The sequence below is a fragment of the Streptomyces sp. NPDC052079 genome (genome assembly GCF_040680275.1).
Lineage (GTDB): Bacteria > Actinomycetota > Actinomycetes > Streptomycetales > Streptomycetaceae > Streptomyces.
Genome location: NZ_JBFAWL010000002.1, coordinates 510746 through 537232, shown reverse-complemented (window position 1 = coordinate 537232; position 26487 = coordinate 510746). Strand labels below are relative to the sequence as shown.

General features: G+C 68.9%; 29 protein-coding genes, 1 tRNA gene and 2 pseudogenes. 19 read left to right on the top strand and 13 right to left on the bottom strand.

Annotated features, from left to right (window positions below; all coding sequences use genetic code 11):
- Positions 1-160 precede the first annotated feature (160 nt).
- Positions 161-1204 (top strand): XRE family transcriptional regulator, encoded by a 1044-nt coding sequence (locus AB0L56_RS06965; protein ID WP_365419981.1) that lies wholly within the window; start codon positions 161-163, stop codon positions 1202-1204.
- Here AB0L56_RS06965 and AB0L56_RS06960 read toward each other — a convergent pair.
- Positions 1188-1982, bottom strand: a complete 795-nt coding sequence (locus AB0L56_RS06960; RefSeq protein WP_365419978.1) for an NUDIX domain-containing protein — start codon at positions 1980-1982, stop codon at positions 1188-1190. The genes AB0L56_RS06965 and AB0L56_RS06960 overlap by 17 nt on opposite strands.
- A 526-nt stretch (positions 1983-2508) precedes the next feature.
- On the opposite strand from AB0L56_RS06960, the gene AB0L56_RS06955 reads away from it, so the two are divergent.
- Positions 2509-4386 (top strand): ATP-binding protein, encoded by a 1878-nt coding sequence (locus AB0L56_RS06955; protein ID WP_365419780.1) that lies wholly within the window; start codon positions 2509-2511, stop codon positions 4384-4386.
- A gap of 242 nt (positions 4387-4628) precedes the next feature.
- The gene (locus AB0L56_RS06950) at positions 4629-5567 is read left to right on the top strand and encodes an HNH endonuclease (RefSeq protein WP_365419777.1); all 939 of its coding nucleotides are present in this window, start codon (positions 4629-4631) and stop codon (positions 5565-5567) included.
- A gap of 47 nt (positions 5568-5614) precedes the next feature.
- Here the strand turns inward: AB0L56_RS06950 and AB0L56_RS06945 are convergent, their stop codons facing one another.
- The 3 genes from AB0L56_RS06945 to AB0L56_RS06935 form a co-directional block, all read right to left on the bottom strand.
- Entirely contained in the window at positions 5615-6712 is a 1098-nt protein-coding gene (locus AB0L56_RS06945; RefSeq protein ID WP_365419774.1) for a DNA cytosine methyltransferase, read from the bottom strand.
- 67 nt (positions 6713-6779) lie between these two features.
- Positions 6780-7208 (bottom strand): very short patch repair endonuclease, encoded by a 429-nt coding sequence (locus AB0L56_RS06940; protein WP_365419771.1) that lies wholly within the window; start codon positions 7206-7208, stop codon positions 6780-6782.
- Positions 7208-7396, bottom strand: a complete 189-nt coding sequence (locus tag AB0L56_RS06935; RefSeq protein WP_365419768.1) for an AbrB/MazE/SpoVT family DNA-binding domain-containing protein — start codon at positions 7394-7396, stop codon at positions 7208-7210. Before AB0L56_RS06935 ends, AB0L56_RS06940 begins: the two co-directional genes overlap by 1 nt.
- A gap of 622 nt (positions 7397-8018) precedes the next feature.
- Between AB0L56_RS06935 and AB0L56_RS06930 the strand changes: the two genes are divergently transcribed.
- The gene (locus AB0L56_RS06930) at positions 8019-8678 is read left to right on the top strand and encodes a DUF1326 domain-containing protein (protein WP_365419765.1); all 660 of its coding nucleotides are present in this window, start codon (positions 8019-8021) and stop codon (positions 8676-8678) included.
- Between the two features lie 16 nt (positions 8679-8694).
- Here AB0L56_RS06930 and AB0L56_RS06925 read toward each other — a convergent pair whose 3' ends face one another.
- From AB0L56_RS06925 to AB0L56_RS06905, 5 genes are all read right to left on the bottom strand, one after another.
- Positions 8695-9531 (bottom strand): DUF2182 domain-containing protein, encoded by an 837-nt coding sequence (locus AB0L56_RS06925; RefSeq protein WP_365419762.1) that lies wholly within the window; start codon positions 9529-9531, stop codon positions 8695-8697.
- 91 nt (positions 9532-9622) lie between these two features.
- Complete coding sequence (locus tag AB0L56_RS06920; RefSeq protein ID WP_365419975.1) at positions 9623-11461, bottom strand: copper resistance protein CopC; 1839 nt, start codon at positions 11459-11461, stop codon at positions 9623-9625.
- A gap of 403 nt (positions 11462-11864) precedes the next feature.
- Entirely contained in the window at positions 11865-12638 is a 774-nt protein-coding gene (locus AB0L56_RS06915; protein ID WP_365419759.1) for an SDR family oxidoreductase, read from the bottom strand.
- Complete coding sequence (locus AB0L56_RS06910) at positions 12635-13114, bottom strand: cupin domain-containing protein (RefSeq protein WP_361027009.1); 480 nt, start codon at positions 13112-13114, stop codon at positions 12635-12637. Before AB0L56_RS06910 ends, AB0L56_RS06915 begins: the two co-directional genes overlap by 4 nt.
- Positions 13111-13281, bottom strand: a complete 171-nt coding sequence (locus AB0L56_RS06905; protein ID WP_365419756.1) for a hypothetical protein — start codon at positions 13279-13281, stop codon at positions 13111-13113. The genes AB0L56_RS06910 and AB0L56_RS06905 overlap by 4 nt, the downstream gene beginning before the upstream one ends.
- A gap of 92 nt (positions 13282-13373) precedes the next feature.
- Here AB0L56_RS06905 and AB0L56_RS06900 point away from each other — a divergent pair.
- The 4 genes and pseudogenes from AB0L56_RS06900 to AB0L56_RS06885 form a co-directional block, all read left to right on the top strand.
- Positions 13374-13511 (top strand): annotated as a pseudogene (locus AB0L56_RS06900) (SIP domain-containing protein); the annotation flags it as partial.
- A 42-nt stretch (positions 13512-13553) separates the two neighbouring features.
- Positions 13554-14156, top strand: a complete 603-nt coding sequence (locus AB0L56_RS06895) for an HhH-GPD-type base excision DNA repair protein (RefSeq protein ID WP_361027174.1) — start codon at positions 13554-13556, stop codon at positions 14154-14156.
- Between the two features lie 191 nt (positions 14157-14347).
- A complete protein-coding gene (locus tag AB0L56_RS06890; protein ID WP_361027006.1) occupies positions 14348-14644 on the top strand; it encodes a type II toxin-antitoxin system VapB family antitoxin in 297 nt (98 codons plus the stop codon).
- A 192-nt stretch (positions 14645-14836) separates the two neighbouring features.
- Complete coding sequence (locus AB0L56_RS06885) at positions 14837-15460, top strand: LytR C-terminal domain-containing protein (protein ID WP_365419972.1); 624 nt, start codon at positions 14837-14839, stop codon at positions 15458-15460.
- 12 nt (positions 15461-15472) lie between these two features.
- Here AB0L56_RS06885 and upp read toward each other — a convergent pair whose 3' ends face one another.
- On the bottom strand, positions 15473-16108 hold the full coding sequence (gene upp / locus AB0L56_RS06880) for a uracil phosphoribosyltransferase (protein WP_361027003.1): 636 nt from the start codon (positions 16106-16108) through the stop codon (positions 15473-15475).
- Between the two features lie 137 nt (positions 16109-16245).
- Here upp and AB0L56_RS06875 point away from each other — a divergent pair, with 137 nt between their 5' ends.
- The 8 genes from AB0L56_RS06875 to AB0L56_RS06840 all read left to right on the top strand — a co-directional run bounded on the left by AB0L56_RS06875 (position 16246) and on the right by AB0L56_RS06840 (position 20715).
- Positions 16246-16482 carry a hypothetical protein gene (locus AB0L56_RS06875; RefSeq protein ID WP_361027000.1) on the top strand — a complete coding sequence of 79 codons (237 nt, stop codon included), beginning with the start codon at positions 16246-16248 and terminating at the stop codon, positions 16480-16482.
- A gap of 296 nt (positions 16483-16778) precedes the next feature.
- Positions 16779-17318: a hypothetical protein gene (locus AB0L56_RS06870; protein WP_365419969.1), complete on the top strand. Its 540-nt coding sequence runs from the start codon at positions 16779-16781 to the stop codon at positions 17316-17318.
- Positions 17319-17383: 65 nt separating this feature from the next.
- On the top strand, positions 17384-17815 hold the full coding sequence (gene tadA, locus AB0L56_RS06865) for a tRNA adenosine(34) deaminase TadA (RefSeq protein WP_361027165.1): 432 nt from the start codon (positions 17384-17386) through the stop codon (positions 17813-17815).
- 45 nt (positions 17816-17860) lie between these two features.
- Positions 17861-17945 (top strand) — tRNA-Ser (locus AB0L56_RS06860).
- 99 nt (positions 17946-18044) lie between these two features.
- Positions 18045-18221 (top strand): hypothetical protein, encoded by a 177-nt coding sequence (locus AB0L56_RS06855; RefSeq protein WP_361026997.1) that lies wholly within the window; start codon positions 18045-18047, stop codon positions 18219-18221.
- The gene (locus AB0L56_RS06850) at positions 18221-18514 is read left to right on the top strand and encodes a Dabb family protein (RefSeq protein WP_361026994.1); all 294 of its coding nucleotides are present in this window, start codon (positions 18221-18223) and stop codon (positions 18512-18514) included. Before AB0L56_RS06855 ends, AB0L56_RS06850 begins: the two co-directional genes overlap by 1 nt.
- A gap of 211 nt (positions 18515-18725) precedes the next feature.
- On the top strand, positions 18726-19556 hold the full coding sequence (locus AB0L56_RS06845; RefSeq protein WP_365419751.1) for an RNA polymerase sigma factor SigF: 831 nt from the start codon (positions 18726-18728) through the stop codon (positions 19554-19556).
- A 247-nt stretch (positions 19557-19803) separates the two neighbouring features.
- On the top strand, positions 19804-20715 hold the full coding sequence (locus AB0L56_RS06840) for an RNA polymerase sigma factor SigF (protein WP_361026988.1): 912 nt from the start codon (positions 19804-19806) through the stop codon (positions 20713-20715).
- 133 nt (positions 20716-20848) lie between these two features.
- Here AB0L56_RS06840 and AB0L56_RS06835 read toward each other — a convergent pair whose 3' ends face one another.
- Positions 20849-21043 (bottom strand): hypothetical protein, encoded by a 195-nt coding sequence (locus tag AB0L56_RS06835; protein ID WP_361026985.1) that lies wholly within the window; start codon positions 21041-21043, stop codon positions 20849-20851.
- A gap of 241 nt (positions 21044-21284) precedes the next feature.
- Here AB0L56_RS06835 and AB0L56_RS06830 point away from each other — a divergent pair, with 241 nt between their 5' ends.
- Both AB0L56_RS06830 and AB0L56_RS06825 read left to right on the top strand, forming a co-directional pair.
- On the top strand, positions 21285-21776 hold the full coding sequence (locus tag AB0L56_RS06830) for a MarR family transcriptional regulator (protein ID WP_365419748.1): 492 nt from the start codon (positions 21285-21287) through the stop codon (positions 21774-21776).
- 13 nt (positions 21777-21789) lie between these two features.
- Positions 21790-24200 (top strand): annotated as a pseudogene (locus tag AB0L56_RS06825) (MFS transporter).
- Positions 24201-24278: 78 nt separating this feature from the next.
- Here AB0L56_RS06825 and AB0L56_RS06820 read toward each other — a convergent pair.
- Complete coding sequence (locus tag AB0L56_RS06820) at positions 24279-25001, bottom strand: ANTAR domain-containing protein (RefSeq protein WP_365419745.1); 723 nt, start codon at positions 24999-25001, stop codon at positions 24279-24281.
- Positions 25002-25178: 177 nt separating this feature from the next.
- Here AB0L56_RS06820 and AB0L56_RS06815 point away from each other — a divergent pair, with 177 nt between their 5' ends.
- On the top strand, positions 25179-25649 hold the full coding sequence (locus tag AB0L56_RS06815) for a PPOX class F420-dependent oxidoreductase (protein WP_365419742.1): 471 nt from the start codon (positions 25179-25181) through the stop codon (positions 25647-25649).
- A gap of 23 nt (positions 25650-25672) precedes the next feature.
- On the opposite strand, the gene AB0L56_RS06810 is transcribed toward AB0L56_RS06815, so the two are convergent.
- Entirely contained in the window at positions 25673-26440 is a 768-nt protein-coding gene (locus tag AB0L56_RS06810) for a TetR/AcrR family transcriptional regulator (RefSeq protein WP_361026973.1), read from the bottom strand.
- Positions 26441-26487: the final 47 nt, after the last annotated feature.

The following is a 26487-nucleotide window of genomic DNA, read 5'->3' as shown; positions in this document are numbered from 1 at the left end:
CCTGCCGACCTGCGTTGATGTGAGGCATGCTGCTGATACGGCTCAACACCCATACGCAGGGCGGCACTACGTGATGAGTGGACTCAAGACGGCAAGGAGCGCACGGGAGTGGTCGCAGGAGCGTCTGGTTCGAGAGATCGAACGCTACGCGCGCCAGCACATGCTCATCGTCGCGTCAACAGCGAGCCTGCGAGTCTACGTCTCGGAGTGGGAGAACGGTCGACGAACGATCTCCGCCCATTACGCGAAGATTCTCCGTGCCCTGCTCGGGATCACGGATGACGAGCTGAACGGTAAGCCAGCGTCGTTGCCCGAGCTTGCAGTAGCCGACGGATACGACGAACTCATGAGCCGGATCGACGCGGCTCGGAGCGTCAGCCTGACCATGGTGAAGACGCTCATGGATCAGACGGAACTTCTCCGGACCATGGACCGGCAGATGGGTGCCGCAAGCCTCGTCGACCAGATGACCGCCCACCTGGCCACTCTCGAAGACGCCCTCACATTCGCTGTGCTCCCCGAGACACGCCGTCCGGTCGCCCTGGCATTGGCCGGAGCGGCGACCTTGGCGGCCTGGCAGGCACTCGATGTGGGAGCGGTCGAGCGGGCCTGGCGGCATTATGAGCTGGGCAAACGTGCGGCCCAGGAGGCCGGCGAACCGATGTACTTGGCGCACGCCACGGCCGAGCAGGCGTACGTGCTCTGCGATGCCGGACGCGCAGGTATGGCAGTGGAGCTGGTACGGGACGCGCAACGACTCGGAGGTAAGGCCATGTCCCCGCGTCTCACTGCCTGGCTGTACGCAGCTGAATCCGAGATCTGTGCCAGAGCTGGTCGCCAAGACGAATGCCGCCGGGCTCTAGAACAGGCGGCGCGACACTTGCCCGGCGGGACAGAGGCCCGAGACCCCGACATGCTGAGCATCTTCCTCAACGAAGGCCACCTTGCCAGGTGGCGCGGAAACGCGCTCGCGCTGATAGGCGACGACGAAGCAGTGGGCAGCCTCTACACCGCGCTCGAATCAACCGATCCGACCTTCATCCGCGCATCGGCAGGCCTGCGCTGTGATCTGGCACAGGCACACTTAGCGCGCGGCGAGTACGATCAAGCACACGAACACCTGCGGCAAGCCCGGCTAGTTGCAGGCCGCACCGGATCAGTTCGTCATCGGCGGCGGATCGAGCAGCTCACGCAGCGGTTGTAGGCGACACTCCGGGACTCCTCATGGCAAGTACATGCAGTAGGGCAACGAGGGTTCCAGAGCCCATCAGTTCACCGCGGGCCATCAGGCCGGGGATGTCGGAGAGAGGTACCCACGCGACGTGCCCGGCCTCTTCTGCGTCAGTGGGTTCGCCAACAAGCTTTGCCCCTCGGCCCACGTAGATCTCGTGCGGCGAGTCGACCATGCCGACCATGGGTTGATAGGTCACCACATGCTCCAAGGCGTGCGGCCGCCAGCCGGTCTCTTCCTCCACTTCACGCATCGCCGTCTGGAGGGGGTTTTCACCCTCGTCGACGATGCCGCCAGGGAGCTCCCACCCAAACGAGTCGGGAACGAAGCGGTAGCGCCACATCATCAGCACCCGGTCTTGGTCGTCGATGACGGCGGCGATAGCCACGTGGTGCAGCCGCACGACGTGATGCTCGAAGCGGTCGACTCCAGGCGGCTCGACATCGACGAGGCTGAGCTTTACCCACCGGTTGTCGTACAGCGTCCGCTCGCCATGGATCTGCCAGGGCTCGACATCGGTCGGTGCCTCAGTGGTCACGGTCCGATCCGGCACCCGGTAGGAGCTCCGTCCATGCACCTCCACGACGCCCTCGGCAACGAGCTTGTTCAGGACCTGACGCAGAGCTGTGCGGCCAATGCTCAGCTCTTCGGACATGGTCCGCTCGGACGGGAGTTTGGAACCTGGCGAGTACTTGCCCGCCGCGATCCACTCGCGAATCGTGCGGTAGACCCGCTCCGACTTCGGTCCCATCCGATGAGCACGCTCCTGAGGTTGAGTTGCAGTGACCGGCACCAGCGTAGCCGTGAAGCTACTCACGTGAGTAGGTTCGTGCCGATCTAGACGATCACCAAGAGAGCGCGGTGGAACTTTCTCTACCTCATCAAGGCCCGCGCACGGCGCGGGCGCGCGCCGCCTCTGCGGCGCGGCCTGCCTCCTGTCTTCGCCCCGGCTGGCCGCGCCCGGCGGCGCGCTGCGTGCATGCGGGCGGAGGTAGGAAACCCTCTGTGGCTGAGGCCGGTCGGCTCCACGGCTTTAGGCAGCCACTTTGGCGCGAGCCTCGAAGATCATGGCCCAAGATCGGACACTAACGGGCAGGCTCACAAACCTGCCCGATCCGCGGGCCAGCGTAATGGGCCATGATCACTCGCGCCAAAGCAGCTCCAGCCCAAAGCCGTTCCACCGACCTGCATGCAACTGACCCGGCGTCACACATCCGGAGAAGTTGTGGCATCCTGAGCCCCACAACTGAGGGGTCCAGGGGAGGGCAGGGGCAGCTATGCCGCGCGATATTCACCCACTCAACACGCTTACCAAGGCCGACACGCAATCCTGGATTAAGCAGCGGGTGATAAACGTCATCAAGAGCTACCACAACGCTGCAGACGTAATTGCAGAACCCATTCAAAACGCCGTGGACGAGGTACTGTCAGCCGAAAATATTGAAGGCACCGGTGAAGTAAGGGTAACTCTCGACACGGACGAAAACACGATCTCGGTTCGAGACAATGGCCGCGGCATTGCCAGCTCAGAAATCGAGAAATGGCTCGCCCCTGACGTGGGAAGCAAGCGCGCAGACTTTCTGGCTGGCCTCGTCAGAGGCCACAAGGGTGTTGGCTTGACATTCCTTGCATACGGCTTCAATTTCTTCGAGATTGAAAGCCGGACAGCGGAGGAGCACTACACCGTCCGCCTCGAGCATGGTCGATCATGGGTTGAAGATCCTGAAGACGTTACACCGCCAGTAGGGAAACTGGCGGAAATCACCGACGGAGGACGCCTTCAAGGCGCCGGAACCATCGTTACGATCAGGCTCAGCCCTCAGACTGAACCTCGCAGTCTGCGCCACGCCTTCCCTACGGTTGATTACGCAGCCACCGCAATCAGAAACCAAACGGCTGCGGGATTGGTTGAGCCTCCAGCGGTGCTCAAGAAGCGACAACTGAGCGTGACGCTCGAGTACAGGGCCAACGCAAAGACTACGTCAGTCGTCATTCCGGCCACTTACCGATACCCCCATGAAGACCTCGCTAAGGGGATTCGCGCACTCAACCTTGGCCAGTGGCTTAAATCCAACAAGAACTCCGAGCCTCAGGCCAAAGAGCGAAAAGCCTATCACGCGTGTTACTGGATCTTCACACCAGATGACCTGAAAGAGCTGATTGGCACTCGCGTAGGTGAGCAACTTACCGAGCCTGAGGAAGTAGCCGCTTTTCTAGACGAACATCAGGTGCATGTATACGCCCTCTTTTCATACAGCGCCTCATACCGGGATCAACTCGGTGAAACCTGGAAGATCCCGAAAAACCGAAAGCTGCTTCACTACCCGAGCCTGCGCGTGGCAACTGACGGGATGATCTCTTCCTGGAGTCGCGAGATCACACTGACGCACCGAGGATTCAACGTCGATAGGACGTGGCTGCTCTACAGCATGCAGGGCATTGAACCCGACCTCGGCAGGAAAGACTTCCCGCCAAAGGTGCACGATTTCCTGAGAATCTCGGAGGAGATCATTGCGAATCGAGTAGCGGAGCAGAGTCAGCCCTTCCTGAGGGTTAGCCCTCCGCGTACGGCTCCGACACCTACCGGCTATGTCGATCCCTCTGTTAAGGCGCACCTTCGTCGACAGGAACCCCTCTCTCCGAAGTTGCTGGTTGGGTTTGATGAGATCACACTTCAGACCCGTCCGCAGTCCGAGCAAGACGTCATCGCTCTTTACAGTGAGCTCGTTGGCTTGGGGGCCTTTCGGCACCTCCAGCCAGTGTTTTACAGCGGCTTCGACTTCTACGACTCCTACTTCCAGTACGTCCCTAGCCTCACGCATCTAGACGTCAGGGATAGGCTTCCAGGAATAGATGATGTCGACATCCGAGAAAAAGAGGGTGTGACTGAATTCAAGCTGACCGCTGACTCGATCCTCACGGATGTCGTTGCCGGAATCAAACAGTGGACCGACATGAAGTTTTTGGTCTGTTGGGAGGTCGGCAAGGACAAAAAATCCGGCGGAAACGAGGTGACGTTCACCGCGTGCGAGGAATCTGTTGAGCGCAAGTATCATGGCGTGACTCACCTCGCACGTCTCCAAAGCGGCGGTGACCATACCATTTTCGTGATCTCCCTCAGCGATTTCCTGCGAATCATGGCTGCCGAGGATTAATGCACTGAAGGGATCCTTCCGCTGAAATGGGTTTGAGGTCCCTTAGAGAAGCTGTCGGCTGGTTCAGGGGGGCCGCGACTGTGACATCATCGCGGCTCTCCTGCAAGGTGTGAGATCGACGGCCTACAACACCGGCAAGGTACGGGTAGCTGCATGCTAGTTAGAGTGCGGATCATGCCCCGACCTGTGGGTATAGGGGCTAAGCTGCCTGCACGATCTTGCCGGCCTGTGGGGAGGGCGCTGTGGCAGCGAAGGTGGGGAAGGATCCCAGAGCCGCTCTGTCGGACGTAAAGGTGACCGCGCAGCGGTACCTGAAGACCGTCGAGCAGATGCAGGACACCGAGCTCGACCAGGACTCATGGCTGGAGTCCGCCGCGGAGGCCGGTGTCATATCAGGGGAGATGCGTGAGGCGCTCTCACAGGTGAACCGAGCGTTCGGGATCACGTCGGGACGCGACGCCATACTGCTCTACCTGAGGAAACACATAGGCCAGTCGGTTCCGGCCGATGCACTTGCAGGAGTGGCGTGTATCGCGGAGTGGGCCCGGCGCGTCCGTGAACTCCGGGTCGAGTATGGCTGGCCTATCGAGTCGGGCATCACCCGAGACGACATGCCACACGATCACTACGTGCTCACCGCAGATCAGCCCGACGAAGACCTGGCCAAACGATGGAAGGTCGCCAAAGAGGCACGAAATCTGAAGGTTTCCGGGAAGAACCGGATTCTTCACTACCTTAAGGCCATCAGTCCACAACCGGCCGATAAAGAGCAATTGTCCTATGTCGGCCGAATCAAGTCCTACGCACGCAGAATCCGCGAGTTGGACGAAGAGGGTTGGCAGATCGTCTCGAGCATCGATGACCCGACCCTTCCACCCGGCTCGTACCAACTCCCCACTCTGAACAGGCGACCACCCCGAGCACGTGAGGCCATTAAGCTTCGGTACAAGATTCTGGAACGCGACGACATGACGTGTCAGGATTGCGGCCGGATTCCCGGCCAGGGAGCCACGCTCCAGGTCCATCACATCCTGCCCGTGCACCAAGGCGGGAAGAATGACATGGAAAACCTCGTGACCTTGTGCTCTGAGTGTCACGGCGGCCGCCATGCCCTGATGGGCACCAGCGTGAGGGATGAGCTACTCAATCCTGACCAGGAGCCGGACGTTCACACAGGCTGAGCGCCAGTAGGGGTGCCGCGAGGTTCAGGCCGCGGCACTCCAAGCCGTTACAGGTAGTTAAGCAGGTGGCGCGCTATGGCCTCAGCGAGGCCCGCGGGGACGGCATTGCCGATCTGCCGAGCAATCTCGATCTTCGACCCACACCAGAGATAGTCCTCGGGGAAGTCCTGCAACCGCGAAGCCTCGAAGTGCGTGATCGGCCTATTCACACGGTTCTCGGGGCTGTCCGCTTCCCACTGAGGGTGCAGGTACTGCCCCTTCTCCGGCTTGAAGAACTCTGTACGGATGGTAAGCGACGGGCGATCCCAGGCCATCCGTCCCATGACGTCCGTCGTACCAGACTTCTTGTTACGCCAGCAGTTCGGCAGAAGGTGGTCCGGAAGATTGAACCGGCCGCCGCCCGGAGGGATGTGGTTGTACCGCTCCAAGGACAACTGGGTGGGACGTCGTCCAAGGTGGATGTCGAGGCCCTTGAAGACCCCAGGAATCTTCTGGCCGAAGAACTCGACCTCAGAGTCCGGAAGGTCCGTAGTAGCCGGAACCTTCGGCAGACCGTCGATTGCATTCCGCACCGTGCGCCAGGGCAGCACCTCGTGCTCCACGCTGTCCAGCGTGAGGTCCTTGGCGTGGGTCTGCCGAGGGATCGGGATCACACCGACTCGTGAGCCGATCACGATCGTGCGCAGACGCCGCTGTGGCACTCCGTAGTCCGCCGCCAGCATGTGGGCATGCTGAAGCCTGTAGCCCTCCAGAAGGCCACCCGGCTCAACCTCCTTGAGAAGGAGCTCGAACTCGCTGGAAGACCGGAACCTGTCCACGTTCTCGATGACGAAGGCCTTGGGCTTCGCGCGCCGTACGAAGCGGATGTACTCCTTCCAGAGTGTGTTCCGCGGGTCGTTCACATCGCGACTGCCCAGGTTGGAGAAGCCCTGACATGGCGGGCCGCCGATGATGACGTCAGCTCGGGGAATCTCGGAGTTTTTGATCTCCGCGATGTCGCCCCACCTCATGTGATCCTCGCCGAAGTTGGCGGCGTAGGTCGCTGCGGCATGCAGGTTCCACTCGACTGCCATGGTCGGCTGGTAGCGACCCGTCCGCACGAAGCCAGCGGTCATACCGCCGCATCCAGCGAACAAGTCGATCATGGTCAAAGGCTGAGTCACGCCGGCAAGCTTACGTCCCAGCACTGACAAAGCCCCCAGTGCGACTACGTCATACCTTGGGCAACTGTCGCCGTTGCTGCACCACCTCAGCGACTTTGCGAGCGGCCACGGCCGGGTCCTCGTGCTCCCAGACCCTCACCGGAACCCAGCCAGCATCGATCAGCTTCCGATCAGTATCGCGATCCCGTTCCTGGTTGCGAGTGATCTTCGTGCGCCAGAAGTCAGCGTTGGTCTTGGGCCACGTCGCATGCTCAGGGCAACCGTGCCAGTAGCAACCGTCTACGAAGACAGCCACACGCGCAGGGCCGAAGACCACGTCGGCCTCTCGACGCAGGTTGGGCAGAGGCCGCCGATGCACCCTGTAGCGCAGCCCAGCGCGATGGAGCTCCTTGCGGAGCAGAACCTCCACCTCGGTGTTTCGGCTCCGCTGACGACTCATGCGGCGACTCACCGTGGCAGTCGTGGTCAAGGGCTGCATCAGAGCGTCCCGTCCTCCAGAAGGGAGCGCATGGCGTCCTCGGCCCGCCTCAGGACGATCCGTCCGTCCCCGTCGCTGTAGGCCAGTAGCGAGCTCCCCGGCGATAGGCCCGCCTCGGCCAACAGCCCGAGCGGCAGGACGACCGTGCCGTTTTCTCCGATGGTCAGCTGCGCAGGCTCTCTGATCACGAGACCAGCCTCCCACAGCAGGGAAGCAGGTACGAGAAAAGCACCTCAGCCCTGGACAGCGCGAGTGGTCGCGGTCTCATTTCTGGTCTCATTCGCATGCGTCCGCCTCCGTGCGGATGCGTCGTGCCCCAGTCCGGGACTGCGGGAAGCGGGCCGCCGCGAACGCGGACGATCGAGCCCGTACGCGGAAAGGAGACGCACCAACACACTTGGAAAGCGTGTTGGGGGCAACCCCTCACGAGTTCGAATCTCGTATCCTCCGCCAGTGCCTCACCGGGCACGATGTCGAAGGGCCCCCTGGAAACAGGGGGCCCTTCGACGTTGTCCCTACGCCTCGCTGTCCTGGTTTTTGTCCACAGCGAGGTTTTCCGCAGCTCCCCAGATGGCGCGCTCCATCTTCCGGACCGCCTCCTTGCCGCATGAGGTCGGTCACATGCAGGTACCGCGCCCTGATCCGGGCGGCGCCGCCCGGATCCCAACCGCCGGTCGGGGGCGGGTTCCGTCGGTGGGGGGTGGGGTGCAAGCTGGAAGGGAGGCCGGGTCGTCGTGGCGGGCGCGGGCTCGTGGGCGTGCGGTCTTGCCACTCCGAGTGAGCCCTCCGGCTCGGCAGGAGGGGAGCGAGATGACCGATCAAGTCACTACCGGTACCCGCTGGCATCTGACCGGCGACTGGTTCGACGTGTGCAAGTGCGCCATACCGTGCCCCTGTACGTTCGCCCAGCCCCCGACCTACGGCGACTGCGAAGGCGTGCTCGTCTGGCACATCCGGGAAGGCAGCTTCGGTGACGTGCGGCTCGACGATCTGAACGTTCTGATGCTCGGCTCCTTCACCGGCAATCCCTGGGCCGGTACCCATACCGATCCGTATGCCGCGGTGTTCCTCGACGAGCGGGCCGACGAGCGGCAGCGTGCCGCGCTCGGCGCCATTTTCGGCGGTGAGGCGGGCGGATGGCCGGCGGAGTTCGGGGAGATGTTCCACCCGGAGATGCGCGGAATGGACGTCGCCCCCATCCATGTCGAGATCGACGAGGACCTCGCCACCTGGCGGGCCGAGATTCCCGGCCGGGTCACGGCCACCGCCGAGGCGCTCACCGGTCCGACGACGCCACAGGGCGCCCGCGTCCAGGTGCACAACGCCCCAGGGGCCGAGGTCGGACCGGGGCAGGTCGCCACCTGGGGACGGGCCACCGCCGACCGCGCCGACGCTTTCGGCTTCTCCTGGGAGCGCTCAGGGAAGTCGAGCAAGCACTTCCCGTTCGAGTGGAGCGGTCCCGATTCGTGAGGGCGCGCCGCCCGCGTCACATGTCGTCCGTCATCGGCATCGTCCCCTGCAGCCCCGGCAGCAGCCAGTCCTGGAACGGTGCGAGCACGGCCAGCACGAGGAACGCGATGCCCACGGCCCGGGCGAGCAGCGGGCCGCGGGACCACAGCTTCTCGACGAAGATCACCACAGCCAGCCCGGCCATCGCCGCCACGTTCATCACGCCGAGCGGCACCAGGACCACCATCAGTCCCGCGCAGCAGCCGACGCAGTAGGCGCCGTGGTGCAGGCCCACCCGGAGGTCGCGGACCGGTCGGCGGAACCCGGCGTAGCGCACCAGGTGGCCCATGGGATCGCGGCAGTGCCGCAGACAGACGTTCTTGAGGGGGCCGAGCTGGTACAGGCCCGCGAGCAGGAAGGCCGCCGCGCCGATCCAGCGCCCGGCGGTCGGATGGTCCTCCACCAGGTCGCCGGTGAGGGCCAGGGCCGCGTAGGCGAGCAGGCCGACGGCGGTCCACAGCAGCAGATATCCGCCCACGAATTCGACGGTGCGCGCGGTCCGCGTCCAGCCGGAGGACCGGCGGCCGATCGCACGGACCCAGGTGACAGCCACCGGCGCCATGGACGGCAGCATCATGGCCGCCATCATCGTCACCCACAGCAGCAGGAACAGCGGCAGGGCCATGCCCATGGTGCCGGGCCCGACCCCCATGTCCCGGGCCTGCCCGATCGTCAGCGCCCAGGCGGGCACCGCGATCAGCACGATCAGCAGCCAGGCGGCGGCGAGTTCCCGGGCCGGCAGCAGGCCTCCGCCCGCTCCGGTCGGCGCGGGCGGCGGGGCGGAGGTGACGGTGGTGGTCCGGCTCTGACGCATCGGCGCGTACTCCTGCGACTGCTTCCAGCACAGCACGGATGCCGCGGCGTCGCGACCGCGCGGATCATGCGGTTGGCGGGCAGTCAGGTGATCAGCGGGTGATCCTCACCTGCCGGGTCTCGCTCACCTGGTCCAGTTCCGAGACCCGGATCGTCAGCTTCATGGTCCAGGTGCCCTCAAGAGGGAGGTTGAGGTCGTTGGTGGCCCAGTAGCCGCCGCGGTCGGTCACCTTCGCGTCGAGGGGGCCGATGTCCTCGGCGGCGAGGGTGAAGGAGATCCGGACCTCGGGTACGAAGGTCAGGGCGCCGTTGGGGCCGAAGACGACAGCCTGGATGCCGTTCTCGCCGACCCGGCCCGGGTCCATCGTGATCTGCACCGTGCCGCGACCGCCGGGGGTGCCGACGTCGTAGGGGACGGTGAACGCCTCCGCCCCGGGGAGCCCGGCCACCTGGGGCCGGGGCGCGCCGGCGGCCTCCGCCTCGGCGCGGGCGGGGAGGGTGCCGGTGAGCACCGTGGTGATCAGCAGGACGACGACGGCGACGAGCACCTCGGCCAGCACGGACCGGCGCAGGGCGCGGCGGTAGTGACCGGCCGTCGGTTCCGGCGGCTCCGGCGCCGTACCGGGCGCGCCCGGTCCGTCCGAACCCGGCGCGTCGGGAGTGTCAGGTCCGTCCGTCACCGTCTCCCCCGCCCCCTGCCCGGGAGTGGCGGCACCGGACACGCCCACCAGCTCGGGCACCCGCGCCTCCACCGTCGCCGGGTCCTGCGCCGCCCTGCGCACCAGGAGTGCCGTCCAGCGGCGCGACAGGCCCGCCGCCAGCAGCAGGAAGACCGTCGCGGTGAGTTTGGCCGTCAGGGTCCGGCCGTACGACGAGTCCGTGAGGGCGGTCCAGGAGCCCAGGCCGCGCCAGGACTGGTAGACGCCGGTGACCACGAGGACGGTCACCGAGAGGAAGGCCAGGCGAGAGAAGCGGGCCACCGTGGCGGGCGGCGGCGGGGTCTTCGCGCGGTACAGGGTGAGGAGCAGCGCGGTCAGGCCGCCGAGCCAGCATGCCATCGCCAGCAGGTGCACGACGGACGACGTCATCGCGAGCGGGACCTGGATCCCGGCGGAGGCGTGCTCCGCCGCGGCCCAGGTCAGGGCGAGCGCGACGGACACCGCGGCGCCGGTGGCCAGGCGGGACCGGGGGCCGCCGCGCCGGGCGAGCGGTACGAGGACCACCGCGGTCAGCAGGAGCAGGGCCAGCCGGGTCAGCAGGGCCAGGCCCGGGCGGCCGGTGAGGGTGCCGGTGAACGCGGAGAGGTCGAGGGCGGTAGTGGGTGACGTGCCGTTCTCGTAGGGGGCGCGCAGGACGAGCAGCGCGACGGTCGCCGTCAGCAGGGTCCACCAGCCGGTGAGCAGCGGCAGCCGCAGCGGGGAGGTGTCCGGGGGGCGGCACAGCCCGGCGAAGGCGGCCGCGCCGATGAGCAGGGCGGCGGCGATGTACGCAAGATAGCGGCCGGTGTCGTAGAGGCTCTTGGTGACCGGGTGCTCGGCGTGGTCCGCGGGCGCCGCGGGCGGGTTTGGGGAGGGCTCGCCGATGGAGAAGGTGAAGGCTCCGGAGACCGGGTGGCTGTCCGCCGACACCACCCGCCAGGCCACCGTGTAGGTGCCGTCCTCGAGGCCGCCGGGCAGTTCGGCGCGGGCGGTGTCGGAGGCGCCGTCCGCGTGCCGCGGCTCGCCCAGGTCGACACGGCGGTTGTCGGGGCTGTAGACGCGGAAGGAGTCGTCGAGCAGGCCGACGGACTCGGTGAAGGTCAGGGTGATGTGCCGCGGCGCGGACTCGACGACGCTGTTGTCCCCGGGGTCGCTGTCCGCGAGCGCGGCGTGGGCGCTCGCCGGGGCGGCGCTGCCGAGGAGGAGCAGGACCAGCACGGTGCCCAGCAGCACCAGCCCTTGAAGTCGCCGGGTTCCGCGGCCCGCGCCCTCGCCTCGTCGGCCATCGCCCGCGGCCCCCTTCCGCCGTCGCTCCACGTCGTACCCGCCTCCCGGCAATCCGGCTACGGGTTATGTACGGATACGAACACCGGACTGCTCACCGGCCCCCGCGCGGATGTGCGACGAACGCCGACCCCTGCACGCGGGGCGCGCCCCAATCAGCACCCCACAGGACCGCCACCCGGACCGGTCACCGCTTCCGCCCACGTGATGCGCCGTCCCGGCCGCGACGAGGCCGTCCGACATGCTGCCTCCGGCTCTCCGGCGCTGCCGTCGACCGTTCGGGGCGCGGACGGCGGATGTGTGGGCCAGGTGTCGGCCCTGCCGATCGCAGCGAGCACCGGGCTCGGGCCGCTCACCAGGTCGGGCGGGTCGAGGCTCCTCCGTCCACGAGGAGGTCGTGGCCCGTCACCCAGGACGCGAGCCGGGAAGCCAGGAACACGCAGGCGTCCCCGATGTCCTCCGCGCGGCCGAGGCGGCCCACGGCGGACGCCTCCCGCCATCGGCGTACGCCTTCCGGCCAGGCGTCGTTCAGGCCCTCCCGTTCGATCAGCCCGGGCGAGACGGTGTTGATGCGGACGCCCCACGGCCCGTACTCCGCGGCCGCCGCGCGGGCGTGCATCACCACCGCCGCCTTGGCCGCGCTGTAGTGGGCGTGGCCGGGTGCCGGACTGCGGCCCTCGACGGAGGCGATGTGGGTGACGGAGCCGCCGCCTTCCTGGTCGCGCATGTGCCGGGCCGCCGCCTGGGTGCAGGCGAAGACACCGGTGAGGTTGGTGTCCACGACCGTGCGCCACTCGGCCGCGGTCATCCCGGCGAGCTGCTGGACGGGCTGGATTCCGGCGTTGTTGACCAGCGCGGTCAGCCGGCCGCCGCCCCACTCGGCCGCCTCGGCCACCACGCGGTGGCAGGCGTCCTCGTCGGTGAGGTCCGCGCGGAGCACGACGGCCGCGCCGCCCGCCTCCCGGATGCGCTCGGCGGTGTCCCGCGCGGACGCCGCCGACGTACGGCAGTGCAGCGCGACGGCCGCGCCCTCCTCGGCGAACCGCAGCGCGATGCCCCGGCCGATGCCGCCGCCCGCGCCGGTGACCAGGGCGACCTGCCCCCGGAGCAGTCCCTGACCGCTCATGGGCGGCACAGCTCCGCGATGAGCGCCGCCCGGTCGGGGTGGCGTGCCGTCAGTTGCGCCGCGTCGCCGTGCTCGTAGCCGTCGAAGGTGAACCCGGGCGCCATCGTGCAGCCGAAGAACGTCCAGGAGCCGCCCGCCGCCACCCGCGCGCCCATCCAGGTACCGGCGGGGACGGTGAGCTGGACGTGCTGGCCGCCGAGGACGTCCGGGCCCAGGACGGGAGTGCGGGAGGTGCCGTCGGGGGCGAGGAGGAGCAGGTGGAGTGGGTCGCCGAGGTAGTGGTGCCAGATCTCGTCGGAGGGCAGCCGGTGCAGGGCGGAGTGGTCGCCGGGGGCGTCGGTGAGCAGGGCGACGATGGCGGTGCCCTCGGGCCGGCCGTCGGGGAGCTCGGGACCTGCCCAGGTCTGGCGGAACCGCCCGCCTTCCCGGGGGAGCGGCTCCAGACCGTAGTGGGCGACGAGGTCGTCGGGGGTCACCCGCCGAAGGCTACCTGGCGGGTGAGGAGGGCGAGCTGCGCCTTGTTCTCCGGGATGTGCACGTCGTGCACATCCAGCGCGTAGGTGGTGATGGCGGCCAGCAGCCCGCCGTCCAGCCGGGGCGCCGGCCCTCCGGGTCCGGCAGGGGCGAGGAGGTTGGAGGGCACCCTCGACGGACTGCCCTGCCGCGCCGCATCCCGTCGGCACGAGGTGCGCCAGGTGCCCCGGCGGCAGGCGGGGCACCTGGCTCGGCGAGCGGGTGCGGGCCGGACTGCCCGTACTGCTGCAGGCCGGCCCCGACCCGTACGTGTGGATCGCCTGCGACACCACGACCACCCGGGTGCTCTCGGCGTTCGTACGCAAGGAGCTCGGCGTGCCCAAACAGCGGCTGCAGGGGTACTGGCGCGCGGCCCGAGCCGCGACGCGCGATCATCGGGGCATGGACGTCACTCTTCACCTCGCCCAGGACCCCGACGCCGACGCCCTGCTGGGCCGCAGCCCGCTCGCCGCGCTGACCGGGATGCTGCTGGACCAGCAGGTCCCGATGGAGTGGGCGTTCAAGGGCCCGGCGACGATCGCCGAGCGGCTCGGCGCGGACGATCTGGACGCGCACGAGATCGCCGCGTACGACCCCGACGCCTTCGCGGCGCTGCTCTCCGACAAGCCCGCCGTGCACCGCTACCCGGGCTCCATGGCGGGCCGTATCCAGCAGCTGTGCCGGTACCTCGTCGAGCACTACGACGGTGACGCCGAGGCCATCTGGCGGGACGTCGACGACGGCAGGGAGCTGCTGAAGCGGCTGCAGGACCTGCCGGGGTTCGGCAAGCAGAAGGCGCAGATCTTCCTCGCCCTGCTCGGCAAGCAACTCGGCGTCCGGCCCACGGGCTGGCGGGAGGCCGCGGGGGCGTACGGCGAGGAGAAGGCATTCCGCTCCGTCGCCGACATCACCGGGCCGGAGTCGCTGTCCAAGGTGCGGGCGCACAAGCAGGAGATGAAGGCCGCGGCCAAGGCGGCCAAGGCGGCGAAGAAGCCGGGCGCCTAGCACCGAACCCTTTCGGGGGAATGGGCGGCGGGGGGCATGCGATGGGGCCCGGAACACCGCGGAGGCGTCGCCGAACAGCGGACGCGCCCGACCTCGGAAGCCCGTTTCCACCCGTTTTCGCGTGCCTTTTCCGGCGTCGCACTGCGTCGCCATGGCTGCGCCCGGAACGTCTTGACCGGTAGGCTTTCCGTGTGATCTTCAAGCGCATCGGAAACGGCCGGCCGTACCCCGACCACGGCCGGGAAAACACCCGGCAGTGGGCGGACGTCGCGCCACGCCCGGTCCGCCTCGATCAGCTCGTGACGACCAAGCAGCAGCTCGATCTCGAGACCCTGCTCGCCGAGGACTCGACCTTCTACGGCGACCTCTTCGCGCATGTCGTGAAGTGGCAGGGCGATCTCTACCTCGAGGACGGGCTGCACCGCGCGGTGCGGGCGGCGCTCCAGCAGCGCCAGGTGCTGCACGCGCGCGTGCTCGAACTGGACTGAGGCCCCCGCGGAACCGGTCCGCCTCATACCCGCCCGGGGTCCGTTCCGCCCGCCCAGACGCCCGTTCGGGAGCCTTCCCACGGCCGGTTTGGCCCTTTCGGGTCGGACTGCACCCAGTCGAATGATCATCTGGTAGGCACGGACGCCCAGGCGCACTACGCTGCGCTCATGAGCATGCTCACTCCACCTGGCATGGGCGGCCAGTACCGGATCACGGGCGACAGATATCCGCGCATGCGCCGGCCCCGGCGGCGCGGGAGGATCGTCGCGCTGGCCGTCGCCTCCGTCGCCGTACTCGGCGTCGGCGGCTGGGGCACGATGCAGCTCATCGACGTGTTCACCAGCGGCGACGACTCCGTGTCCGCGGCCGGCACCAAGGCCGGCTGCGCCACCGGGGCGACCCCCGCGGCGGCCCCCGCGGCCACCCCCAGGGCGTTCCCGGTGCCCGGCACGATCACGGTCAACGTCTTCAACGCCACGACCCGCAGCGGACTGGCCCAGCAGACGGCCGACGAGCTCAAGAAGCGCGGCTTCAAGGTCGGCAAGGTTGCCAACGCGACCGAGGAGTACGACAAGAAGGTCAAGGGCACCGGTGTGCTGCTCGGCCCCTCCTCCGCGCTCGACACCTCGCTGCCGGTGCTCGGCACCCAGCTCCCCGGCGCCGAGCGCCGCACCGACCCCGCCCGCACGGGCGGCGAGATCGACCTCATCATCGGTGACGGGTTCCGGGAGCTGTCGAAGAAGGCGGACGCCGACCGGGCCCTGACCGCACTGGCCACCCCCGAACCGACGCCCGCCCCGAAGAAGAACTGCTGACGGGACCGCGGTCTACTCGGCCGCCCCGTACATCCGGTCCCCCGCGTCGCCGAGGCCCGGCACGATGTAGCCGTGCTCGTTCAGCCGCTCGTCGACCGACGCCGTCACGACCGTCACCGGCGTGCCGGCCAGCTCGCGCTCCATGACCTCGACGCCCTCGGGCGCGGCCAGCAGCACCACGGCGGTCACATCGTCCGCGCCACGCTTGATCAGCTCCTGGATCGCCGCGACCAGCGTGCCGCCCGTGGCGAGCATCGGGTCCAGGACGTAGACCTGGCGCCCGGAGAGGTCCTCCGGCATCCGGGTGGCGTACGTCGAGGCCTGCAGCGTCTCCTCGTTGCGGATCATGCCGAGGAAACCCACCTCGGCGGTCGGCAGCAGCCGGACCATGCCGTCCAGCATGCCGAGACCGGCCCGCAGGATGGGCACCACCAGCGGGCGCGGGTGGGAGAGCTTGACGCCCGTGGTCAGCTCCACCGGCGTCCGGATGTCGACCTGTTCGGTGCGCACGTCACGCGTGGCCTCGTAGGCGAGCAGGGTGACCAGCTCGTCGGCCAGGCGGCGGAAGGTCGCGGAGTCGGTGCGCTGGTCGCGCAGCGTGGTGAGCTTGTGGGCGACCAGGGGGTGGTCGACGACGTGGAGACGCATGCCGTCAACAGTAACCGGGCCCCGAGAGCTCGATGTCCCCGCGTACGGCAAGCGCACCGGGGCCCGCGTCACTCCTTCGCTGGCGTCAAACCGCCCGTCCGGGGAAAGTGGGAGGGACGGACTGGGGTGATGAACCAATGCCTGAGCAGGAAGAGCGGGATCCGTCGCCGCGCGAAACGCCCGGCCGGGCCGGGAACGGGACCGGCCGTGCGGCCGGTGCCGAGACCGAGCCGGAGGCCGAACGACGACGGCGCCGCGCCCGGTTCCTGCGTGACCTCGCCGAGGCCCGCGCGCTGCGCGACCGGGTCCAGCCGCGCCGCGCCAAGGCCGCCCGGCTGCGGCACGCGATGCGCATGCGCACCTTCCGCTGGTAGATGCGGATGCGCGCCTTCCGCTGGTAGAAGGCACCTCCCGAGTGCCGCGCGGGTGCGGCGGGCGGGGCCGCGTACGATCCGCACGTGGCCGCAACGAGCATGCCGGTGAGCCCTTTGGGTGCGCACATGGCGTACTGCGATCAAAACTGGCGGACACAGGGAGTGGAAGGCATCCCCTGATGGCCTTGTTTCTGCCACGATTCCGAGTGGGCGGGGCTCGGCGCGCCGACCTCGCCCGCACACCTCCGCCGGGGGGATTCCCAACCGGCACGCCTATGACCAGTGGGAGAGTCACGGTGTACTTCGCCGCACTGCTCGCGCGCACCGAAGACGGGTGGGAAGCGAGCGACACGGAGCTCGACGATGTGGAAACCCTGTCGGATCTGGCTGACCTGGCCCGGGAAGCCTCTCCCGACGAGGACACGGTGCTCGTGCTGATCGAGCAGGAGGAGGGCTGGTTCGGCGTCGTCCGCGTGGACGGCGAGGAGGACCCTCGGGTGTACGTCTCCGACGCCGCCGCGGCCGCCCGCAGCAGCTACGGGGAGATCCTGCTCACCGACGAGCTGCTCGGCCGTGAGCCCGGGGACGACGGCACCGACCTGGACGCCCTCGACCTCGACGGCACGGAGGACGGTGAACCGGACGACGAGGACGCCGACGACGGCGCCGCGACGGCGGGCTCCGCCGACGCCGTACCGCACGGACCGGTCGGTGACGCCCAGGTCCTGGAGGACCTGGGCGTGAGCGAGAAGGAGTTGCGTTCGATGACCGGGGACGCCGTCAACGAGATCGCCGAGGCCCTGGGCGCCTCGGAGGTCCTGGAGACCGTCCGCTGACCGTGCCGACCACCACCACCGTGTCCGGACCGCCGGATCCGGTACGCGACCGCTGGCGGCCGGCGATGCGGCTCGCCCTGGAAGAGGCCGCACGGGCCGTCCCGGGCGGGGACGTCCCCGTCGGCGCCGTCGTGCTGGCCCCGGACGGCAGCACCCTGCTGGCCGCCGCCCACAACGAACGCGAGGCCGCCGGCGACCCCACGGCCCATGCGGAGGTCCTCGCCGTGCGGCGGGCCGCCGCTCGGCTCGGGGAGTGGCGGCTGGCCGGCTGCACCCTGGTGGTGACGCTGGAGCCGTGCACGATGTGCGCGGGCGCGATCCAGCAGTCCCGGCTGGACCGGCTCGTCTACGGCGCCCGGGACGAGAAGGCGGGCGCGGTCGGCTCCCTGTGGGACCTCGTCCGCGACCGGCGGCTCAACCACCGGCCCGAAGTGATCGGGGGAGTGCTGGCCGAGGAGTGCTCCCGGCAGCTCACGGACTTCTTCCGCAAGCGCTGAATACCGATTTCAAACCACGCGCCACCTTGCTGTAAGGTCTCCCTCGGTAGCGTGTCCGAGCGGCCGAAGGAGCTCGCCTCGAAAGCGAGTGTGGCGCAAGTCACCGAGGGTTCAAATCCCTCCGCTACCGCTGGTGAAGGGCCCCGTCGTCGGACGGGGCCCTTCGTGCGATCATGGGCCCGCTCGACGTGTGTGACGACAGCACACATCTGCGACAGGGAGGGCCGCGATGGCGGTGAACGCGAAGAAGGCCGCCGTCTACGTCGTCGTGGTCTTCGTGCTCTATCTGATCATCACGGACCCGGAGAAGGCCGGCGACTACGTCACGGTCGGGTTCCAGGGCATCTCGGACGCCGCGCAGGCCATCGGCGACTTCATGACCTGGCTCGCCAACGGAGGTAAGTGATGATCCGACATCTGGTGCTCTTCCGGCTGAACGACGGCGTCGGGCGCGACGATCCGAGGGTCCTGGAGGGCGTGGAGGCCTTCCGTTCGCTCGGCGGCAGGATCCCGGAGATCCGCTTCTGGGAGTGCGCCTGGAACATCAGCGACCGTCCCAACGCCTACGACTTCGCCATCAACTCGGCGTTCGACGACGCGGGCGCCCTGCGCCGCTACGTGGAGCACCCGGAGCACCAGGCGGGTGTCGGACTGTGGCGCGAGTTCGCCACCTGGGTGATCGCCGACTACGAGTTCTGAGACTCCGCCCGGTCGCATCCCGGACGTCTCCCGAGGCCCCCTGTGGTGACGACAGGGGGCCCCGGTGCGTCCGAGGGCCGATGTCCTCTCTCACCCTCACCCAACACGGGATATGCGGTGCTTGCACACAGTGAGTCAGTCTTGTGATGCTATGACCGCTTTTGACGGATGTCGACGGACGATGTGAGCGATGAAGAGGTGGCGTTGACCGATGTCGGCCAGTACTGCGCCGCCCCAGGACGAGGTGCCCCCCGACACGATCCAGACGCCCGCCAAGCGACGCGGCGCCGACACCCGGGCGCTGACCCAGGTGCTCTTCGGCCAGCTCAAGGATCTGGAGCCGGGCACGCCGGAGCACACCCGCGTGCGCGCGGCGCTCATCGAGGCGAACCTCCCGCTCGTGCGCTACGCGGCCGCCCGGTTCCGCTCCCGCAACGAGCCGATGGAGGACGTCGTTCAGGTCGGCACCATCGGACTCATCAACGCCATCGACCGCTTCGACCCGGAGCGGGGCGTGCAGTTCCCGACGTTCGCGATGCCGACGGTGGTCGGCGAGATCAAGCGGTACTTCCGCGACAACGTCCGCACCGTCCACGTGCCGCGCCGACTGCACGAGCTCTGGGTGCAGGTCAACAGCGCGACGGAGGACCTCACCACCGCCTTCGGGCGCTCCCCGTCGACTGCCGAGATCGCCGAGCGGCTGCGCATCAGCGAGGAGGAGGTGCTGTCCTGCATCGAGGCGGGGCGCTCGTACCACGCCACCTCGCTGGAGGCCGCGCAGGAGGGCGACGGGATGCCCGGCCTGCTGGACCGGCTCGGCTACGAGGATCCCGCCCTGGACGGCGTCGAGCACCGCGATCTGGTCCGGCATCTGCTCGTCCAGCTGCCCGAGCGGGAGCAGCGCATCCTGCTGCTGCGTTACTACAGCAATCTCACCCAGTCGCAGATCAGTGCGGAACTCGGCGTATCGCAGATGCACGTGTCCCGCCTACTGGCGCGTAGCTTCCAGCGGCTGCGGTCAGCAAACAGGATCGACGCGTAACCGGAACGAGTGAATCACTCAAGAGTGCCGTTCTGTGCACTTCTGGTCCGAAACCCCGTCAGACCCCTTGCTTGCAGGGCTGATTCGTATCTCAGATGTCGACATGTCACTACAGCGCGTTGCCGACATGTGACATTCTGCGGGAAGCGCGTTTGCCGGGGCTTCGGCGCCGGTATTCAGGGTGAAGGCTGCGTTCCTCGGATCGGGAGCGTTCGCCGCGACCGTCCCGCGACCCAAAGGGGGTGGCATGTCCGCAGAACAGGGCAGCTCGAAGGTGCTCACGCTCGCGGAGAGCGAGGCAGCTCCCCATGCTCTCGACGCACTCGGCCCCATCGACGAAGGCCCGGCCACACCGGTCCCCGAACTCCCGGACACCACGGAGCTTCCGGACACGGCGGCCCTCGACACCCGCACCCTGTCCCGCTCCCTGTTCCTGCGACTCGCCGTACTCGCCGAGGACAGCCCCGAGCGTGCCTACGTCCGGGACACGCTGATCGAGCTCAACCTCCCGCTGGTGCGGTACGCGGCGGCCCGGTTCCGCTCGCGCAACGAGCCGATGGAGGACATCGTCCAGGTCGGCACCATCGGCCTGATCAAGGCGATCGACCGCTTCGACTGCGAACGGGGCGTGGAGTTCCCGACGTTCGCGATGCCGACGGTGGTCGGCGAGATCAAGCGGTTCTTCCGCGACACGTCGTGGTCGGTGCGGGTGCCGCGCCGGCTGCAGGAGCTGCGGCTGGCGCTGACGAAGGCCAGCGACGAGCTGTCCCAGAAGCTGGACCGCTCCCCGACGGTTCCCGAACTCGCCGCCGTGCTGGGCGTGTCCGAGGAGGACGTCGTCGACGGTCTCGCGGTCGGCAACGCGTACACGGCCTCCTCGCTGGACTCCCCCACCCCCGAGGACGACGGCGGCGAGGGCTCCCTCGCGGACCGCCTCGGCTACGAGGACACGGCGCTGGAGGGCGTGGAGTACCGGGAGTCGCTCAAGCCCCTGCTCGCCAAGCTGCCGCCGCGCGAGCGGCGGATCATCATGCTGCGCTTCTTCGCCAACATGACCCAGTCACAGATCGGCGAGGAGGTCGGCATCTCCCAGATGCATGTCTCGCGGCTGCTCACCCGGACCCTCGCCCAGCTGAGGGAGGGCCTCATCTCCGACTGAGGCACCACGCGGCGCGGGGCGTCCCCCGGACGCTCCGCGCGTGAACTCCCCGTATCCGGGATGCGGTTTCGTGGCCGCCGGGGCGCCCGCAGGGGCGCAACGGCGGCCGCCGTGCTGTGCGCGGGCGCGCCCGTTACTTGAGCGCGAGCCAGGCCACCGCGGCCACGACCGCCACGGCCACGACGATGCCGACGATCAGCCCGATCCGGGGCCCGCCGCCCGTGGACGCGGCCTGCCGGCCCTGGGGTGCCTCGTCGACGAACGCGCGGAACATCTGGGTGCTGCCGGCGGGGTCGTGCTGGCCCTGCGGGCCCTGGGTGTCAGCCATGGCACGAGACCCTAGCGAATCCCCGACGGGCGGCCCAAGCGGGGCGGTGCAGGGGCGGGGTAGGGGTGCACGGGCGGCGGCGGGGGAGCACGGCCGGAACCGGCCCGGCCCGCCCCACCTGCGCGTTTACTCTCGCGATTACTTGCCTTTGCCAACTTTTTGAGCCTTCCCGCCGGTTTTTATTTGCCTGTGGCAACCATCAATCTCTACGGTTGCTTTAAGCAACGAAATGGGAGGTGCCATGGCCCAGTCGGCGCAGTACGAGGAGCTGGTCCGGCAGTTCAGCGCCTTCGGCGCCGTCAGGCGCGAGATGAACCGGCTCATGCCGGCCGACTGCCACGGCGGCTCCGCGTCCGTGCTGACGCTTCTCGGCCGCCACGGTGCCATGCGTATGAGCAGACTCGCCGAGCTGCTCTCCGTGGACATGTCCGTCACCAGCCGCCACGTCGCCCATCTGGCCGAGCGCGGCTGGATCGAGCGCTCCCCCGACCCGGCCGACAAACGGTCCCGCATCCTGCGGCTCACCCCCGCCGGCCAGGAGCGGCTCGACGAGCTGTTCCGGCGGACCACCGAGCTGCTCGCCGAGCGCCTGGGCGACTGGTCCGACGAAGAGGTCGGCCGCCTCACCCAGCTGATGGCCCGGCTCAGGGACAGCTTCGGCGAGGGCCGCACCGTACCCCGGCCGGCGCCTCCCGCAGGCGAAGAGGCCCTGCGTACACCCGCAAGCACATAAGAGAAGGACGCCCATGGCAACGACCACACCCACCGGTGTGCGGGCTCATGCCAAGCACGGGGGAGGCTCCTTGGGAGACGCTCCGATGACCCACCGGCAGATCATGGAGGCGCTGTCCGGGCTGCTGCTCGGCATGTTCGCCGCCATCCTGTCGTCGACCATCGTCACCAACGCCCTGCCCGAGATCGTGGGCGACCTCGGCGGCGGCCAGAGCGCCTACACCTGGGTCGTCACCGCCTCGCTGCTGACGATGACCGCTTCCACCCCCCTGTGGGGCAAGCTCGCCGACCTGTTCAGCAAGAAGGTCCTGGTCCAGATAGCCCTGTGCGTCTTCGTCCTCGGCTCCGTCGTGGCCGGACTGGCACAGAACCCGGCGATGCTGATCAGCGCGCGTGCCATCCAGGGACTGGGCGCCGGCGGTCTGTCCGCCCTGGCCCAGATCATCATGGCCGCGATGATCTCCCCGCGTGAGCGCGGACGCTACTCCGGCTACCTCGGCGCCACCTTCGCCGTCGCGACCGTCGGCGGCCCGCTGCTCGGCGGTGTCATCACCGACACCAGCTGGCTCGGCTGGCGCTGGTGCCTCTACGTCGGCGTGCCCTTCGCGCTGGTCGCGCTGCTCGTGCTGCAGAAGACGCTGCACCTCCCGGTGCTCAAGCGCCAGGTCAAGGTCGACTGGGCGGGCGCCTTCTTCGTCACCGCCGCGGTCTGCCTGCTGCTCGTGTGGGTCACCTTCGCGGACGACAGGTACGCGTGGATGTCCTGGAGACCGGTGCGATGGTCGGCGGCTCGATCGTGCTCACCCTGGTCTTCCTGTTCGTCGAGAGCAGGGCCGCCGAGCCGATCATCCCGCTGCGTCTGTTCCGTAACCGCACCATCACCCTGGCCTCGCTGGCCTCGCTGTTCGTCGGTATCGCGATGTTCGCCGGCACCGTCTACTTCAGCCAGTACTTCCAGCTGGCCCGGGACAAGTCCCCGACGATGTCGGGCGTCATGACGATCCCGATGATCGGCGGCCTGTTCGTGTCGTCCACGGTCTCCGGAATCATCATCACGCGGACCGGCCGGTGGAAGCGCTGGCTGCTGGCCGGCGGCGTGCTGCTCACGGCGGGCCTCGGCCTGCTCGGCACCATGCGCCACGACACCCCGTACTGGCAGATCGGCGTCCACATGGCGCTGATGGGGCTCGGCGTCGGCATGATGATGCAGAACCTCGTGCTGTGCACGCAGAACCAGGTGGCGCCCGGCGACCTGGGCGCGGCGTCCTCGGTGGTGACCTTCTTCCGGTCCCTCGGCGGTGCGGTGGGCGTCTCGGTGCTCGGCTCGGTGATGTCCGGCCGTATCAGCGGCTACGCCCAGGACACCATCGGGCAGCTCGGCCCGCAGGAGCGGGCGGCGGCCGCCAAGGCCTCCGGCAGCGGCGCGATCCCCGATATGGATCTGCTGCCGCCGTCCATCCGCACCTGGCTGGAGAGCGCCTACGGGCACGGGATCGCCGACATCTTCCTGTACGTCGCCCCGGTCGCCCTGCTCGCCTTCCTGGTGACCCTGTTCATCAAGGAGGTCCCGCTGCGGACCACGGGGGCGCTCGCCCAGGCGGCGGACGAGAATGCAACGGCGCCGTCCGGGGAGAGCGAGAGCGCTGTGTCCGCCGGCGGCTTCGCGGTACGCGGGATCGTGCGCGGCGCGGACAGCGCGCCGGTGCCCCAGGCGGCCGTCACGCTGATCTCGCTGGGCGGGCGTCAGCTGGGGCGCTCGGTGGCGCAGGCCGACGGCTCGTACGCGGTGGACGCACCCGGAGCCGGGTCGTACGTCCTGATCGCCGCCGCCGGCGGCCACCAGCCGCAGGCGTCCACGGTCGTGGTGGACGGCGCACCGGTCGCCCACGACATCCTGCTCGGCGGCACCGGCGGGCTGACCGGTCCGGTGCGCACCGCCGGCACCGGAGCGCCGGTACCGGACGCCATGGTGATCGTCACCGATGCGCGCGGGGACGTGCTGGCCACCGGCGGCACCGGTGAGCAGGGCGAGTTCTCGTTCACCGGGCTGGTGCCGGGCGCGGTGACCGTCGCGGTGAAGGCCGCCGGTCACCGTCCGCGCGCGCTGCCCGTCGAGGTGGGCGGCACCGGCGTGACCCGGGTCGAGGTCGACCTGGAGACCGGCGCCCGCGTACAGGGCGTGGTCCGCGGCCGGCACGGCCCGCTGGCCGATGCCCGGGTCACCCTGGTCGACGCGGCGGGCAACGTGGCCGGCACGGCGACGACCGGTGCGGACGGGGCGTACGCCTTCGCCGGTCTGGACGGCGGCGAGTACACAGTGACCGCCACGGGCTACCCGCCGGTGGCCACCACCGCGACGGTCACCGACGGCGGACCCGGCGACCACGACATCGAGCTCGCCCATCCCGGCGACCAGGTGGAGTGACCCGCAGGGCTGATCGGTCAGACGGCCGCGAAGTCCGGCCGTCTCAGGAACCGTCAGGGGCCGTCGACGGTGCCCGTCTCAGGGCTTGTTGGGGGCGCCGACGATCCGCCGGGCGAGGTCGCGCAGCTTGACGTTCTCCCGCTGCGAGGCCCGTACCAGGCTGTCGAAGGCGCCGGCCGCGTCGATGTCCAGGCGCTCCATGAGGATGCCGGTGGCCTGGCCGATCAGGTCCCGGGTGCGCATCGCCTCGGTGAGCTGCTGGCGCACGGTGGCGGAGTCGAGGGCGATGCCGACGTGCGCGGTGAACAGCCGGCCCACCCGCAGCGCGGCCTCGTCGAAGGCGTGCGGCTTGCGGGCGTACGCGGTGAGCACGGTGAGCCGGCGGCGGTCCTCCCGCAGCCGCAGGGACAGCACGGACCGCAGGCCCAGCCCGGACAGGGCGTCCTCGCCCCTGTCGCCCCCGCTGTCCTCGACCTCGGCGACCGGGGCGGTCCACAGACGGTGCCAGTACGGCTGCTGCCCGGCCGGGGGGTCGCCGTTCTCGGCGGCGCGGACCACCTCGTCGGTCCAGGCGAGCGTGGTGCGCCGGTTGTCGCGCTCTATCACCGAGATGGCGGCGTGGTCGGCGCCCGGCACCAGGTCCACCGCGAGCCGGACGGCCGTGTCCAGGGTGCTGTCCGGGGTCGACGTCTGGTGCAGTCGGCAGGCCGCGGCCGTCAGCGCTTCCGCCAGCTCCCCACCGGCAGGAAAACGGGGCAAATCAGAAAACCGGGACGCAGCCACCACGAACCTCTTCGGCATGCACGGCCTAACGGCCGTGCGCAGGAGAGCTCCGCAGCACATTCCTGACTGCGAGCACAGGACGTACAGAACCTTAACCGCTTTTCACGGACGTGCCTTCACGTGGTGCGGGGGTGGACGGGTGAGGCAGCGGCCCGGGTCCGCCCCGCCCAAGCGAAGGCGGCCTAGGCTGACGCCATGGCAGCGAACATCGCGACGAACACCCGTGTCTCCCTCGACGAGTTGCTGGACTTCGTGCGGCCCCGGCACCGGGCGGTCCTGCTGACCCGGCGGGCCGACGGCGGCCCCCAGGGCTCTCCGCTGACCTGCGGGGTCGACGACTCGGGCCGGATCGTGGTCTCCACCTATCCGGAACGCGCCAAGACCCGCAACGCCAAGCGGGACTCCCGGGTGAGCCTGATCGTCCTCAGCGACGAGTGGAACGGGCCCTGGGTGCAGATCGACGGGACCGCGGAGGTCGTCGACGCGCCCGAGTCCGTGGAGCCGCTGGTGGAGTACTACCGGAACATCGCGGGCGAGCATCCCGACTGGGACGAGTACCGGGCGGCGATGGTCAAGCAGGGCAAGTCGCTCATCCGGATCACTCCGGAGCGCTGGGGCCCGGTCGCGACCGGCGGGTTCCCGGCGCGGCTGGCCGAGAGGGAGTAGCCGGGAGGCCGGCCCTCCCGGCCTCAGTCCCGGTCGCGGGCCACCATCGCCTCGATGCCCGCGATCAGCAGGTCCAGGGCGAAGACGAAGTCCCGTTCCAGCATCTCCTCAACGGTGTCGCCGCCTCGGGCCTTCATCATCCTGGCCGACTCCTCAATGACCTCGGAGGCGTCCGGCGCCTGTGTCACCTCGCTCATGGCGTGCCGGTGGTACTCGTCGGCGGTCATGCCGGTGGCGGCGACGCGGGCGTGGAAGTGGCCCTCGATGGTGCCGTAGCCGTACACGAACTGGAAGACGGCCGAGATGGCCCCGGTCACCCCGTGGGCGGGCAGTCCCGTCTTGCGGATGACCTGCTGGATCACCCGCGAGAACGCCAGGGCGTTGGGCCCGATGTTGAGGAACCGCCCGGCCAGCGGCGACAGCCAGGGGTGGCGCACCAGCAGCGTGCGGTACTCACGGGCCAGGGCGCGCAGTTGGTCGCGCCAGTCCTCGTCGGCGCCGGGATCGGGCAGGGTGAGTTCGCCGAAGGTGCGGTCCAGGGCGAGTTCGAGAAGGTCGTCCTTGGTGTCGACGTACCAGTAGACGGACATCGCCGTCACGTTCAGTTCGGCGGCGAGGCGGCGCATGGAGAACTTGGCCGGGCCCTCGGCGTCCAGCAGCCGTACGGTGGCCTCGGTGATCCTCTCCCGGTCCAGTCCCGACGGCTGCCCGCCGCCGCCCCCGCGGGTCCTGCCCTCCAGCCAGACGCTGGTCCGCGGCGCACCGCCGGACCGCTGGGCTGCCCTCACCATGGCGCACCTTCCTCGACGTGCCGATACCGGTTCCTGCCGGGCGCGTG